Here is a 14202-nt window from a genome sequence, read left to right on the forward strand (position 1 = left end):
AAACCTGACGTGTTGTCTTTTTCTATTGTAAAAACAATATATTATTATAAAAACAATGTGGAAATTGTGTGGCAGTTTTATCCAGCTAGTTGGATTGCATAATCAACCAATGCTTTTAACTGGCGGCATTTTTCTTCATCAGATTGATATTCCACAAAAAGTGCTTCAATTGCTGCAAGATATTGATTAATACTTTCTTGTGTCAAAATATCTCGGCGATGACGTAACCAGCGTTGTTGTTCGTCATAATCCAGAGTTGCCGGATAGTTTCTGGCGCGATAACGGAATAAGAGTGCCTTAATGCGTACATCCTGGAACGATAAATCCAATGCCGGTAAATTTTGAGGGGCGGTTTCTCGAATAATTTCCATTGCGGTTTTATCGGCATCACTGAAAAAGCCATTATATAACTTGGTATCGACATTATCAGATTCTGGAAATTCTTCTGGATGAGAAAACAATTCAACAACTTTTTCTCTGATTTGGGGATGATTGCGCAAAATAGCTAAATTTTGCTCGCATTGGTTGCGATCTAATCCTACTCGTTCTGCATCCGCTGGCCGTAATGTATTTTCTGGTGCGATGATTGGACACTTATTGATATGCACTAATTTAATGGGTACTGGAGCTTGATCTGGCTGTAGTTCGTTACGCCGGGTGTATAAACGATCGCGTAACTCATCTGCATTGAGTTCCAATAATGGGGTGAGATCGCCTGCCAGGTCACACATGATCACCGCGTTACGATTTGTCGGATGCCATGCTAAGGGGGCAATAAGGCTGATATTACTGCGTAACGTACCAAACATACCTGATACATGAACCAGAGGTTTCATTTGTGGAATATCAATCTGATGACTGATTTTCTGCTTGTTTCTTAATTGGAAAAAGTAATCAAACAAGCGAGGTTGAGCTTTTTTTACCAGCTTTGCCATTGCGATAGTGGCATAAACATCGGACATAGCATCATGGGCCTGAGTATGTTCAATACCGTTGGCTTTTGTCAGATGTTCTAGCTTGAAACTCGGTAACCCATCATCATTTTCTGGCCAGATAATACCTTCTGGGCGCAAAGCATAGCAGGCACGTAATACATCAAGAAGATCCCAGCGGGAATTACCTTTTTGCCAACTATAAGCGTACGGATCGTAAAAATTACGATAAAAAATGTTGCGACTGACTTCGTCATCAAAACGAATATTGTTGTATCCAAGGATACACGTATTTGGTTTACTGAATGCTGCATGGATTTGACGAGCGAACTCCGCCTCATTGACGCCTTTTTTCAGAGCCAATTGTGGTGTAATGCCTGTGATCATGACAGCTTCAGGATCAGGAAGATAATCGTCAGCGGGAGCACAATACACCACTAAAGGTTCTTCAATGATATTGAAATCACTGTCGGTGCGAACGCCTGCAAATTGAGCGGGACGATCTAGGGCAGGGTGTTTACCAAAAGTTTCATAATCATGAAAGTAGAAACTTTGTTCTTCTTTACTGGTGTTCAACGTTGAGTTATCCCCATTTAATTTGTCAATTAATTATAGAGTTATGCTGTTATTGGCATCTCACTTGTTTGGTTAATATAGCTAAATTTCTTTATTGTTTTCCTGAGTAAATGCTGTGCATGTGTACCAAACTCCTGTTTAAGATGTGTACTCAGGATTACGGTTCTTAGTGACACCAGATTAAGCCTTTTACATGGTAAACCATATTCAAGCCAATCTGAATTATTAGATATGGATGGTTTTGGGATTAAGGTATCCGTTCTGTTGTGATATTTCCTTTCGCATACCAAAAAGCACACTTGCCGATTATCGGGTAAGGCGTGCTTTAACTAAACAGGTGTACTTTTTGATATGCGAGAATAGAAAAAATGGTCGGATGCCCTTTAATTCGGTGCTGCTATTTGGTCAGAGAAAGGAGTGCATAAGCATGGATGTTAGCAGCTTCTGGATTAAGGTGTACCAATCCTCTATCCAGTAAACGTAAGTCTATGTTGCTGTTATCCCACACAAGTGGATCAACACAATCATCAGCTAGAAGATCAGGAATATAATATTTTGTACCTTTCAGAGGTGGTTTTCTTTCAGGTACAGGCACGTCACATTCGCCAATGCGGATAATTAGCGGATTAGGCTTTAGCCTGAATTCCAATGTCTTGATAAAAATTAAATTCTTAGTGCAATTCTGCCAATTTTCGGAAGCATCCTTGCGGTATTGAAACCAGCGCCATGGTTCATCATGTTCGGCTGCGAGTTTTGCATATTCCTCAATTAAAGCTGCATGCGGGTGCGGGTACGCGGCTACTACAGTGTCAGAATGAACAAAGACACCATTAATCAAATACTTACCATTGTTTTGCTCTGTGAGTTTATAAATCTTGTTTTTAACTAAATTGTTTTGGGGATCGTCTTTCCCGATATATTTGGCGTACATGTGTATTCCTCGGCCTTTGCAATGTTTAACTCATTACAGTCCACTCGAAAATGAGCTAGAGTTAGTTAAATCTGCAGTAATTCAAGTTTCATCTTTTTACCGAAATCTGTTTTCCAATGTATTCAGGCAATTCTTTAAATTTCCCAAGTGTGGGCAATCTTACCTAAGGTTTCGACAAGATTTAATAAACCGATTTTGGATTTTATGATGAGCTCGTTAGTATGAGGCATGTGAATTCCCTGGTGAGGCAGAGAAGATAGAAATTACAGAAATACTTCTAACCTCACAAGAAGATGTCATATTACGTGAGCGAGCTGGCTTGTCTGCAAAGTCCATTGAATCTGCGGAGGAAGGGTTACTAAATTTACTGTTTGCAATCTGTTTACGCGATCAAGGTATCAATAAATTGTCGAAACTGACTTGTCTATGTGTGGCTTGAAATTGTATTGTGTAGTTAGCATAAGAAATTATCGGTCTGATTAAAAAGGTGTAAAAAATGGACAACACAAATAAACCAACATTCCACAATGTACTGGAGTTTGTGCGTATATTCCGTCGTAAGAACAAATTACAGCGTGAAATTGTAGATAATGAGAAAAAAATTCGGGATAACCAAAAGCGTGTGCTACTACTTGATAACCTAAGTGACTACATCAAACCGGGGATGTCAGTTGAAGATATTCAAGGGATTATTGCTCATATGCGCAGTGATTATGAAGAGCGCGTTGATGAATATATCATTAAAAATGCTGAGCTATCTAAAGAGCGCCGTGAATTATCTAAAAAGCTCAAAGCGATGGATAGTGGAATCAAGTGAGTTTTTAGTTGTTCAAGTTTGAACAGACAATTAACCACGCCATTAGGCGTGGTTGTGTTTTTAGGATCTTTTGTAAATCAGTTCCAATGCGGTTTTAGCTCAGGATCAACTAAGGCATAAATCTGGTAGTAAGTTTGTTCATCTTCGGCCATTTGTGCCAATTGCTTGGCGACATCTTCCCGGCTTACCATGCCATGAACTTCTTCTTGATAACGCTGACAATGGCCTGTACCTGATTGATCAGTTAAGCCACCAGGACGAATGATTGTAAAATCCAATGTGCTGGTTTGCAGATAACTCTCTGCGAGTGATTTGTGCCGGACTGACTGCCCAAATAATGATTTGGCCCGTGGAGATAATGTCTTCCAACTGTCACCACATCCGATAGATGTCACCAATAACATGCGAGAGATCTTAGCCTGTTCCAACACATCTATGATGGCAATATTTCCGTAATGATCGGCATCTCCCCCTCCAATAGTTGAAAAGATGATTGGATTTTCTCCTGCTTGTGAAATCGCTTTTTCTATACTCTTTTTGTCACAGGCATCACCGTGTATTACGTTAACGCCTGCTGTACTCAGTTCCAACACCTGTTGATCATTGCGGATTAATGCTGTGACAGGGCGATTCTGTTCCAGAGCAATAGTGACCAAATGGCGTCCAACTCCTTTTCCTGCACCAAAAATAAGCCAAGGTTTCATAGATGGGAATTTCTCCATAAAATTAACTAGATTAAATGAGAATGATAACCATCTAATTTTATTGGAATAGTTGGTTAAATAAAATTAAATTGGCTTATATTTATCGTATATGGATAAAAAAATGGCTCCTAACAAGAGGAGCCAATTTGAGTTCTACAGAAAATCACACTACCTGATTATTCGAATGATTGTGGTTTCGACATAGCAGAAGTTGCGATATTTGTTGCAGAATGTCCACCTGCACCACCTTTACCTTTGAATGGATAAGCAGGGCGCTGCCATTCAGTGATAACAACGGGTTTTGTTGCCATATCTGGTGCCGGCGCTTTCGTCATTGGGGAATAAGCGTGATGATTTTTTTCCACGATAATCGAAGACTCAGCAGCTTTTGCCTCTTCCGTTTTAACTTCCTCTGCCTTAGCGCATACTTCCGTTGCGACAGTTGGTTGTTCTTCATGATGTTCCTGTTCAAGAATAGGCGTCACAATGATGGCTTCCGCAGGGTGACGTGTTTCTTCAGCATCACATGATGCTGCATTATCATGCTGCACTGTCTCATGGGGCATGGTTTCATGAAGTATAGTTTCATGAGATATGGTTTCATGAGGCACAGTTTCATGGAATACGGCTTTATGAGGTGTAGTATCACCTACAACTTCTGGCTGATGTTTTTCATGATGATTGATAATAGGTTCCGCGATTTCCGGTTCTGCAACTTGAGATGTTTCAAGTTCCGGTTCTACAGGTATCATGATAGACGCATCATTGCTGGCTGATTCAGCTTTATCATAAGTAGTGACATCTTGTTTTTCAGCAACCTCAATATGAACTTTTGCTGAAGCAGGCGCAGATTCAACTACTGCTGGCATTAGAATCACATTTTCTTGCTGCACAAATGTTGTTTTTTCTTCAATGGTATCAATAGCTACCGGAGTTTCAAGCTCAACAGATGTTACTGGTGTAACAGGATAACGAACCCAAACTTTGCCTGATGCCAGCTCTGGTGAAACGACAGCCATTGTCAATGGCACGGGTGATTGAGTCAGATTACGTTCATCACGATAACGACGACGACGTTGACCACTGACACGTAAGTGGCGTGGCGAACGGCGGGAGCGACGTGGCATCGTGTTATCTGGTTGCTCATTATTTTGTGAAGCTGCATTTTGTGCAACCGGGCTTTGTGGCATAGCGGGTTGATTTGCTGCTTCAATATTCGTATCGATAACGGCAGGGACAGGCGCTTTAGCTTTTTGCGCTTCTCCTGTGTTTGTTGATACAGTTTCAGGCATTACTGTTGGTAAAGCTGCAATGCTGACTTCTTTTTTCACTTCATCAGTGATACGTACTTTTTGCTCAAGCTGGCGACGTTGACGACGAGGCATGACAGGCTGGAGCTCTTCTACTTCCTCTTCGACAACATCAGGTTTATTTGTTGCCTGTTGAGCTTTGGCTTCCAGTTGTTGCTGGCGTTTTTCTTCCTGACGACGACGCTGACGTTCAGCTCGTTGCTCACGGCGTTGTTGTTGCTGTGCTTCACGAACTTCATTGTCTATTGCCGGGTTTTCTTGAGCATTATTTTTCTGCTGAACATTGCGGCCCTTGCGTTGTTCATCACGTTCACGGTTATTGCGAGTTTCATTCTCGTTGCGTTCACGGCGTTGATTCTGGCGGCGAGAGTTGCGGCGGTCTGCTGAGCGACGGTTATCGTTACCAGAAGGTTTTCTCCCCTTTTCCTGAGTTTGTTTTTCTTCTTCACCACTGAACATTTTCTTCAGGGCAGAAACAAAACGGCTGAATAACCCAGGTTTTTCAGCTTGCTTCTGATTATTAACAGTTGTCTTTTTCTCTTTTGCTTTTGCAACAACAGGTGCTGGTGTTTCTGCCGGCAGATCAAACGTTGAAATGGCAGGTTGTTCTGGACGTTTACGCTCATGCTGACCGTCATCTTGAACGTTTATCATTTCAGCTTCATGAACTTGCGGGAGCATATAGCTTAAAACAGAAATTTCTTCACCTTTACGAACACGTAAAACGGAGAAATGCGGGGTCTGCATCTGATCGTTCGGAACAATAACAACGCCTACACCACCCTGACGATGTTCAATTGCGCTGACTGCCTTACGCTTTTCATTCAGTAAGTAGGAAGCAATTTGTACCGGAACAATAGCATGAACCTGATGTGTATTTTCTTTTAGTGCTTCTTCTTCAATGAGGCGCAGTATTGACAAGGAAAGTGATTCATTGTCGCGAATAGTTCCTGTGCCGCTACAACGAGGGCAGACATGGTGACTGGATTCGCCCAGAGATGGACTTAAACGCTGGCGTGACATTTCCAATAGGCCAAAGCGGGAAATTCGGCCAATTTGAATACGAGCCCGATCTTGGCGTACCGCATCACGCAACCGATTTTCAACTTCACGCTGGTGGCGAACAGGCGTCATGTCAATAAAGTCAATAACAATGAGGCCACCGAGGTCACGCAAACGCAATTGGCGGGCAATTTCATCAGCAGCTTCCAAGTTAGTATTAAAGGCCGTTTCCTCGATATCGCCACCGCGGGTTGAGCGGGATGAGTTAATATCGATTGCGGTCAAGGCTTCAGTCGTATCAATGACCACTGAACCGCCGGAAGGTAAACGAACTTCACGCTGGAAAGCTGATTCAATTTGTGACTCTATTTGATAATGGCTGAACAGGGGAACTTCACCGCTGTACAACTTGATTTTACTGGCAAAATCAGGACGGCCCAGAGCAGTGATGTGTTGGCGTGCTAAGTCAAGGATTTTCGGGTTATCAATCAGGATTTCGCCGATGTCTGGCCGCAGATAATCACGGAAGGCCCGCACGATAACATTGCTTTCCTGATGAATCAGGAATGGAGCGGGGTGGCTGTCTGCCGCTTTCTTAATTGCTTCCCAATGTTTCAGACGGAAGTTCAAATCTCCCTGCAAGGCTTCAGCAGATTTGCCTACACCTGCGGTACGGACGATAAGCCCCATCCCCTCAGGAACTTCAAGAGAAGAAAGCGCCTCTTTTAATTCGATACGATCATCACCTTCGATACGGCGAGAAATTCCGCCTGCTCTTGGGTTATTTGGCATCAGAACCAGATAGCTGCCAGCCAGACTGATAAAGGTTGTTAAGGCTGCACCTTTATTGCCGCGTTCTTCTTTATCAACTTGAACGATGACTTCCTGACCTTCTTTAAGGATATCCTTAATATTAGGGCGACCATGGGAGTGATAATTACTTGGGAAATATTCGCGAGCAATTTCTTTAATGGGGAGGAAACCATGCCGTTCTGCGCCGTAATCAACAAAAGCAGCTTCCAGACTAGGTTCAATCCGGGTAATTTTACCTTTATAAATATTGGCCTTTTTCTGCTCGTGTCCTGGGCTTTCAATATCCAAATCATAAAGACGCTGCCCATCAACAAGGGCAACACGCAACTCTTCCTGTTGGGTTGCGTTGATTAACATTCTTTTCATTCTAACTTACTCATTATTTTTTACATTAATATAGAGCTGCGAGCAAAAAAGAGATGCGCTACTGGTTACCGATGGCCTCGTGTCTTTTACAAAACCGCCAGCCTCACGGCTATCGTTTGTATAGAGGCGCCTATTTGTCGGTGAGCCTGAATTTCATTTAAATACAGCGCTCTTTATTTGGGACACTGTAATAAATTGGTACAGATTTTACCCAATCCAGTAAGCTGCAACTCGCAGCCCATAAATTGTTTGTTTAAACATTACGTCTTACGCCATTGCTGCGTTTTTGTTCAAACAAACAGATAACAAACAATTTCAATCTTGCCATTCATAGTTTAGTAAACTGTGGCCAGAAAGCATTATTCCATTGCTATTGGGGTGATAGCAAGGTGACTTTATCGCTTTGCGGCTTTTTTATTAGGAAATAGTGATAAGTTGTTAATCTTTAGCCTTTATCCTAAGACACTTGGAATAATGAAGTAAGAAAATATGGATGTTATTTAGTCATATTTAAAAATGAGTGGCACTATGTTTGTTGGATAATTAGAATCTCGCCCATGAAAACAAATAATCAAATTGTACAGTTTGTCACTATTGATGACGATGAAGCAGGTCAGCGAGTTGATAACTTTTTGCTGGCTCGTTTAAAAGGTGTACCTAAGAGCATGATCTATCGAATCTTGCGAAAAGGTGAAGTTCGAATTAACAAGGGAAGAGTCAAACCTGAATATAAATTGACCGCAGGTGACGTTCTCAGAATCCCGCCTGTCAGAGTTGCAGAAAAGCAGGAAACCCCTGTATCTGCGAAATTGGATAAAGTGGCTGCTCTGGCAGAGTGTATTTTGTACGAAGACGACCATATTCTGGTCATTAATAAACCCTCTGGAACGGCAGTACACGGTGGTAGTGGGCTGAGTTTCGGGGTGATTGAGGGATTGCGTGCGCTGCGCCCGGAAGCACGTTTCCTTGAGTTGGTGCATCGTCTTGATCGCGATACATCGGGTATTTTGTTGATTGCCAAAAAGCGCTCTGCGTTGCGAACTCTGCATGAACAGTTACGTTTGAAACAGATGCAGAAAGACTATTTGGCTTTAGTTCGCGGGCAATGGCAATCTCATTGTAAAGTCGTAGAAGCCCCCTTGTTGAAAAATATCTTGCAAAGTGGGGAAAGGGTAGTCAAAGTCAGTAGTGAAGGCAAACCTTCTGAGACGCGTTTCAAAGTTGAAGAGCGGTATGCGTTTGCTACATTAGTGCGAGCAAGCCCGGTTACAGGGCGAACGCATCAGATCCGTGTGCATACTTTACATGCGGGCCACCCTATTGCTTTCGATGATCGCTATGGTGATAGAGCATTTGATGCACAGCTTGCAGAAACAGGCCTTAACCGCCTGTTTCTGCATGCAAGTTCATTGAAGTTCACTCATCCCTCTACGGGCGAAACGTTACGTTTCGAAGCGCCAATGGATGATAGATTAAAGCAATGTTTAAAAATATTGCGGCAAAATAATCAATAAGAGTATTCCGTCAGTGGGTTGACCCCCTGACGGATAAACATGTCTGTCAAAGTAATCAATGGTAATCCGATAAGTGTGTTGGGGTCTTTACCATCTAACCTTTCAAATAACATAATTCCCAGCCCTTCACTTTTAAAACTGCCGGCGCAATTGAAAGGTTTCTCTTTGTTTAAATAGCTAATGATTTCTGTTTCAGTAAGTTCTCTGAAATAAACATTAAATAACTCACAACGGGTATCTGTGTTCCCGGTTTTGCTATTTAACAGCGTAATCCCCGTATAAAAGGTGACACACTTCCCACTGGCTTTTTGGAGTTGAATGAAAGCGTTCTCAAAATTATGGGGTTTGCCTGTAATTTTGTTATCTAAAACGCAAACTTGGTCTGAACCTATAATAAGATGGTTAGAATAATTCAACTGTAATGAACAGGCCTTTGTCTGTGCTAGCCGCATAACTAAATTTTCTGGACTTTCGTTCTCCTGCGGACTTTCATCAATATCGGGAGAGGCACAAGTAAAAGGTAATCCTATTTTTTCCAATAATAGGCGGCGATATACAGAAGTTGATGATAAAACAATCGGAAGCATCATTTTTCCATAAAATACGTAGAGAAATATTCGCAGACATTTTAAACTATACGCCGCTTAATAAGCGAATTTTTGGCGGAAAGGTGTAGATGTGTGGCCTTTTTCTTTGACTATGTCTCATTACAAAGATAATATGCGCGCCTTATGCAAAAGGTAAAATTACCCCTGACCATCGATGCGCTTCGAGCAGCTCAGAAAAGATTGGACTACCAAGGTAGTTATTCTGCTGGGCAAGTTTCTCGTATTGCAGAATCTGTGGTCAGTGTGGATAGTGATGTAGATAACTCATTATCATTTGAAATTGATAATCAGCGTCTGGCAGTTGTAAAAGGGCATTCTGATGTGGATGTCACGCTTCGTTGTCAGCGTTGTGGCAGTAATTTCAGTCATCATGTTCACACAACGTATTGTTTTAGCCCTGTCGTCAATGATGAGCGGGCTGAAGCATTACCGGAAGAGTATGAGCCAATTGACGTTAATGAATTTGGCGAAATAGATTTGCTGGCAATGATTGAAGATGAAATAATTCTATCTCTGCCGGTGGTTCCGGTACATGATTCTGAACACTGTGAAGTGTCCGACGCGGACATGGTATTTGGTGTTCTGCCTCTTGAAGCAGAAAAACCAAACCCATTTGCCGTATTAGCCAGTTTAAAGAAAAGTACTTAAGGAGTAAGGTCAATGGCCGTACAACAGAATAAACCAACTCGTTCTAAACGTGGTATGCGTCGTTCTCATGACGCACTGACTGCAACACATGTCTCTGTAGACAAAACTTCTGGTGAAACTCACCTGCGTCACCATGTGACTGCTGATGGCTACTACCGTGGCCGCAAGGTAATCAACAAGTAATTTCAGCTAATTATTAGCAAGTTGATATCTTGGCTAATCTAACCTTAGCGTTAGATGCAATGGGCGGGGACTTTGGTCCTCGCGTCACGGTGCCTGCTGCATTGCAGGCACTGGCGTCTAATCCACAACTAAAATTGTTGTTGGTCGGTAATCCCGAAACCATCTCTCCTTTGCTTGCAAATAAAAATGCTGAGCTGCTCAGTCGCTTGCAAATAATCCCTGCGGAACACGTTGTTTCCAACGATGTAAGGCCTTCCCAGGCTATTCGTTCCAGCCATGGTACTTCAATGCGCATTGCTCTGAATTTAGTTAAATCGGGTGAAGCGCAGGCTTGTGTCAGTGCGGGAAATACAGGGGTTTTGATGGGATTGGCCAAATTGATGCTGAAATCCATAGAAGGAATTGAACGGCCTGCATTAATGACAGTGATACCTAATTTAAAACAACAGAAGACCGTTGTATTGGATTTAGGAGCTAATATTAATTGTAATAGCGGTATGTTAGTTCAGTTTGCGATTATGGGCGCCGTAATGGCGGAGTATGTTGCAGGGGTTAATAATCCTCGTGTTGCATTACTCAATATCGGGGAAGAGGAATCCAAAGGGCTGGATAATATCCGCGAAGCTGCTATGACCTTACGCAATAGCCCGGCAATTAACTACATAGGTTATGTGGAGGGAAATGAGCTACTGACAGGCAAAGCTGATGTGCTCGTATGTGACGGCTTCGCAGGTAATGTTACGCTGAAAACGATGGAAGGTGCGATCAGAGTGATTCTATCTCTGGTAAAATCACCGGGTGGTCAGCAGAAAAATTCATCTTGGTTGATGAAAATATTCAAGATGAAGATATTCAAAAAATGGTTGCTGAAACAGCTGACCAGACGGTTTGGGCATCTAAACCCTGATCAATATAACGGAGCAACATTAATAGGGTTGCGTGGCATCGTCATAAAAAGTCACGGTGCTGCCAATGAACATGCGTTTAAGGCTGCTATTGATCAAGCAGTACAGGCTGTAGAGAAACAAGTTCCTGACAGAATTGCTGCCCGGTTGGATGCAGTATTACCCAAGAGTGAATAAAACATAAATGTATACAAAAATCTTAGGTACGGGCAGTTATTTGCCTGCGCAGGTGCGTACTAACGCAGATTTGGAAAAAATGGTGGATACGTCTGACGAGTGGATCGTCACGCGGACTGGCATTCGTGAACGCCGTATTGCAGCTGAAGATGAAAACGTTGCAGTTCTGGGGTTTAAAGCCGCTGAAAAAGCCATTGAAATGGCAGGTATCGATAAAACACAAATTGATTTAATCGTTGTTGCGACAACAAGCTCAACTCACGCTTTCCCAAGTGCTGCTTGCCAAATTCAGCAGTTATTAGGAATTCAGGGCGTTGCAGCTTTTGATGTTGCGGCAGCATGCGCGGGCTTTACTTATGCGTTAAGTGTTGTCGATAAATTTATTAAAACTGGTGCCGCTAAGCACGCATTGGTGATTGGTTCCGACATTATTTCAAGAGTTTTAGATCCTGAAGATCGCAGTACAATTATCCTGTTTGGTGATGCTGCGGGAGCAATGGTGGTCGGAGCTTCAGAGGAGCCAGGTATATTATCTACCCATCTTCATGCTGATGGTCGTTATGGTGATTTGTTGTCGTTGCCTCATCAGAGACAAATGAAGGGTGATACACCAGCATACGTTACGATGGTTGGTAATGAAGTCTTTAAGGTTGCCGTCCGGGAATTGGCTAATATCGTTGATGAGACATTGGAAGCTAATAACTTGGCTCACACCCAGCTTGATTGGCTGGTTCCTCATCAAGCTAACTTGCGTATTATTTCGGCAACAGCCAAGAAATTGGATATGACAATGGATAAAGTGGTTATCACACTGGATCGTCATGGCAATACTTCGGCTGCATCTGTTCCGACAGCGTTCGATGAAGCGGTGCGTGATGGAAGAATCCAGCGTGGCCAGCTTATCTTACTTGAAGCATTCGGCGGTGGCTTTACCTGGGGCTCAGCGCTAGTACGTTTTTAATTTAACAGGAAGATAGACATGTCTGATTTTGCAATGGTGTTTCCCGGTCAAGGTTCTCAGTCTTTGGGGATGCTGGCGAATTTGGCCGCAGAATTCCTACTGGTTGAACAAACCTTCGCAGAGGCTTCTGCGGTTTTGGGATATGATTTATGGGCATTGGTTCAGCAAGGGCCAGCAGAAGAACTGAACAAAACGTGGAAAACCCAACCTGCGTTGTTGGCCGCTTCAGTAGCGATTTGGCGAGTATGGCAGGAAAAGGGAGGAAAAGCTCCTTCCATGATGGCGGGCCATAGCCTTGGCGAATATTCAGCACTGGTTTGTGCTGGCGTGATTGAATTCCAGCAGGCCATCAAGCTCGTTGAGTTGCGTGGAAAGCTGATGCAAGACGCTGTACCGGAAGGGCAAGGAGCGATGTATGCCATTATTGGTTTGGATAATGAATCCATTGCAAAGGCATGTGAAGAATCAGCACAGGGTCAGGTAGTTTCACCTGTTAACTTTAATTCGCCTGGTCAAGTAGTGATCGCAGGTGACAAAGACGCCGTAGAGCGTGCGGGAGCCGCATGTAAAGCGGCTGGCGCAAAACGTGCATTGCCTCTGGCTGTTAGTGTGCCTTCGCATTGTGCACTCATGAAATCTGCCGCCGGGCAATTAGCTTCTGCGTTGCAAGAAGTTGTATTTAACCAGCCACAGTTCCCTGTCGTCAATAATGTTGATGTAAAAGTGGAACAATCTGCCGATGCTATCCGCGACGCGCTGGTTCGTCAGTTGTATAATCCTGTGCGCTGGGCAGAATCAGTTGAATATATTGCCGAACAGAATATTGCACAATTGTTGGAAATTGGGCCGGGCAAGGTATTGACTGGGTTGACTAAACGAATTGTTGATACTTTAAGTGCTGTAGCAGTAAATGATGTATCATCACTCACAGTTGCTCTGAATAAATGACTGGGGAAAACATGAGCTTTGATGGAAAAATTGCACTGGTCACTGGCGCTAGCCGTGGTATAGGTCGCGCGATTGCTGAATTATTGGCTGCACGTGGTGCATGTGTTGTTGGCACTGCAACCAGTGAAAAGGGAGCAGAAGAAATCAGCTCCTACCTTGGTGATAAAGGCAAAGGTTTTGTACTGAATGTCACAGATTCAGAATCTATTGAAAATGCACTATCGAATATTCGTGCTGAATTTGGTGAAATAGACATATTGGTTAATAATGCTGGCATCACTCGTGATAACTTGTTGATGCGCATGAAAGATGATGAGTGGCAAGATATTATTGACACTAATCTTTCTTCGATTTTTCGTCTGTCAAAAGCAGTAATGCGCTCTATGATGAAAAAACGTTATGGACGTATTATTTCCATTGGATCTGTTGTTGGGACGATGGGAAATGCAGGGCAGGCGAATTACACGGCAGCGAAAGCAGGAGTTATTGGTTTTAGTAAATCATTGGCTCGTGAAGTCGCTTCTCGTGGCATCACCGTCAACGTTGTTGCACCTGGTTTTATCGAAACAGATATGACAAAGGCGTTGACAGACGAACAACGTGCAGGTATTTCTGCTGGAATTCCTGCTAATCGTCTCGGTGATGCAAAAGAAATTGCCAGTGCTGTAGCGTTTCTTGCTTCTGACGAGGCCGCTTACATTACGGGTGAAACATTGCATGTCAATGGTGGCATGTACATGATCTAAAAATGAGCGAACCCTCTGTTTTTGATGCGTTTTTTGTACAAAAAGAAGCAGAAAGAAGCAG

At 43.0% G+C, this 14202-nt stretch carries 13 protein-coding genes; 8 read left to right on the plus strand and 5 right to left on the minus strand.

Features of this window, described 5'->3' with window-relative positions; all coding sequences use genetic code 11:
* Positions 1–77 precede the first annotated feature (77 nt).
* Together sbcB and Xmir_RS04420 are read right to left on the minus strand one after the other, a co-directional pair.
* Entirely contained in the window at positions 78–1508 is a 1431-nt protein-coding gene (gene sbcB / locus Xmir_RS04415; RefSeq protein ID WP_099113211.1) for an exodeoxyribonuclease I, read from the minus strand.
* 397 nt (positions 1509–1905) lie between these two features.
* A complete protein-coding gene (locus tag Xmir_RS04420; protein ID WP_099113212.1) occupies positions 1906–2439 on the minus strand; it encodes a hypothetical protein in 534 nt (177 codons plus the stop codon).
* A gap of 496 nt (positions 2440–2935) precedes the next feature.
* Here Xmir_RS04420 and tmaR point away from each other — a divergent pair, with 496 nt between their 5' ends.
* The gene (gene tmaR, locus Xmir_RS04425) at positions 2936–3256 is read left to right on the plus strand and encodes a PTS system regulator TmaR (protein ID WP_047964408.1); all 321 of its coding nucleotides are present in this window, start codon (positions 2936–2938) and stop codon (positions 3254–3256) included.
* A 77-nt stretch (positions 3257–3333) separates the two neighbouring features.
* On the opposite strand, the gene Xmir_RS04430 is transcribed toward tmaR, so the two are convergent.
* A complete protein-coding gene (locus Xmir_RS04430; RefSeq protein WP_099113213.1) occupies positions 3334–3960 on the minus strand; it encodes an SDR family oxidoreductase in 627 nt (208 codons plus the stop codon).
* A gap of 176 nt (positions 3961–4136) precedes the next feature.
* A complete protein-coding gene (gene rne, locus Xmir_RS04435; protein WP_099113214.1) occupies positions 4137–7451 on the minus strand; it encodes a ribonuclease E in 3315 nt (1104 codons plus the stop codon).
* Between the two features lie 557 nt (positions 7452–8008).
* Here rne and rluC point away from each other — a divergent pair.
* Complete coding sequence (gene rluC, locus Xmir_RS04440; RefSeq protein ID WP_099113215.1) at positions 8009–8965, plus strand: 23S rRNA pseudouridine(955/2504/2580) synthase RluC; 957 nt, start codon at positions 8009–8011, stop codon at positions 8963–8965.
* Here the strand turns inward: rluC and Xmir_RS04445 are convergent.
* The gene (locus Xmir_RS04445; RefSeq protein ID WP_099113216.1) at positions 8959–9552 is read right to left on the minus strand and encodes a Maf family protein; all 594 of its coding nucleotides are present in this window, start codon (positions 9550–9552) and stop codon (positions 8959–8961) included. The genes rluC and Xmir_RS04445 overlap by 7 nt on opposite strands.
* A gap of 144 nt (positions 9553–9696) precedes the next feature.
* Here Xmir_RS04445 and yceD point away from each other — a divergent pair, with 144 nt between their 5' ends.
* Genes yceD through fabG form a run of 6 tightly spaced genes read left to right on the plus strand, consistent with a single transcriptional unit; the run spans position 9697 to position 14141 of the window.
* Entirely contained in the window at positions 9697–10221 is a 525-nt protein-coding gene (gene yceD, locus Xmir_RS04450) for a 23S rRNA accumulation protein YceD (protein WP_099113217.1), read from the plus strand.
* Between the two features lie 12 nt (positions 10222–10233).
* On the plus strand, positions 10234–10404 hold the full coding sequence (gene rpmF, locus Xmir_RS04455) for a 50S ribosomal protein L32 (RefSeq protein WP_004247080.1): 171 nt from the start codon (positions 10234–10236) through the stop codon (positions 10402–10404).
* A 29-nt stretch (positions 10405–10433) separates the two neighbouring features.
* On the plus strand, positions 10434–11486 hold the full coding sequence (gene plsX / locus Xmir_RS04460) for a phosphate acyltransferase PlsX (protein ID WP_099113218.1): 1053 nt from the start codon (positions 10434–10436) through the stop codon (positions 11484–11486).
* Positions 11487–11493: 7 nt separating this feature from the next.
* Complete coding sequence (locus tag Xmir_RS04465; protein WP_099113219.1) at positions 11494–12447, plus strand: beta-ketoacyl-ACP synthase III; 954 nt, start codon at positions 11494–11496, stop codon at positions 12445–12447.
* Between the two features lie 18 nt (positions 12448–12465).
* The gene (fabD, locus tag Xmir_RS04470) at positions 12466–13395 is read left to right on the plus strand and encodes an ACP S-malonyltransferase (RefSeq protein WP_099113220.1); all 930 of its coding nucleotides are present in this window, start codon (positions 12466–12468) and stop codon (positions 13393–13395) included.
* A gap of 11 nt (positions 13396–13406) precedes the next feature.
* Positions 13407–14141: a 3-oxoacyl-ACP reductase FabG gene (gene fabG, locus Xmir_RS04475; RefSeq protein WP_047962910.1), complete on the plus strand. Its 735-nt coding sequence runs from the start codon at positions 13407–13409 to the stop codon at positions 14139–14141.
* Positions 14142–14202: the final 61 nt, after the last annotated feature.

Source organism: Xenorhabdus miraniensis, assembly GCF_002632615.1.

Excerpts from the sequence above, each read along its gene's own strand:
- Xmir_RS04420 (WP_099113212.1), bottom strand. The coding sequence starts at position 2,439 with ATGTACGCCAAATATATCGGGAAAGACGATCCCCAAAACAATTTAGTT.
- tmaR (WP_047964408.1), top strand. The coding sequence starts at position 2,936 with ATGGACAACACAAATAAACCAACATTCCACAATGTACTGGAGTTTGTG.
- Xmir_RS04430 (WP_099113213.1), bottom strand. The coding sequence starts at position 3,960 with ATGAAACCTTGGCTTATTTTTGGTGCAGGAAAAGGAGTTGGACGCCAT.
- rne (WP_099113214.1), bottom strand. The coding sequence starts at position 7,451 with ATGAAAAGAATGTTAATCAACGCAACCCAACAGGAAGAGTTGCGTGTT.
- rluC (WP_099113215.1), top strand. The coding sequence starts at position 8,009 with ATGAAAACAAATAATCAAATTGTACAGTTTGTCACTATTGATGACGAT.
- Xmir_RS04445 (WP_099113216.1), bottom strand. The coding sequence starts at position 9,552 with ATGCTTCCGATTGTTTTATCATCAACTTCTGTATATCGCCGCCTATTA.
- yceD (WP_099113217.1), top strand. The coding sequence starts at position 9,697 with ATGCAAAAGGTAAAATTACCCCTGACCATCGATGCGCTTCGAGCAGCT.
- rpmF (WP_004247080.1), top strand. The coding sequence starts at position 10,234 with ATGGCCGTACAACAGAATAAACCAACTCGTTCTAAACGTGGTATGCGT.
- Xmir_RS04465 (WP_099113219.1), top strand. The coding sequence starts at position 11,494 with ATGTATACAAAAATCTTAGGTACGGGCAGTTATTTGCCTGCGCAGGTG.
- fabD (WP_099113220.1), top strand. The coding sequence starts at position 12,466 with ATGTCTGATTTTGCAATGGTGTTTCCCGGTCAAGGTTCTCAGTCTTTG.
- fabG (WP_047962910.1), top strand. The coding sequence starts at position 13,407 with ATGAGCTTTGATGGAAAAATTGCACTGGTCACTGGCGCTAGCCGTGGT.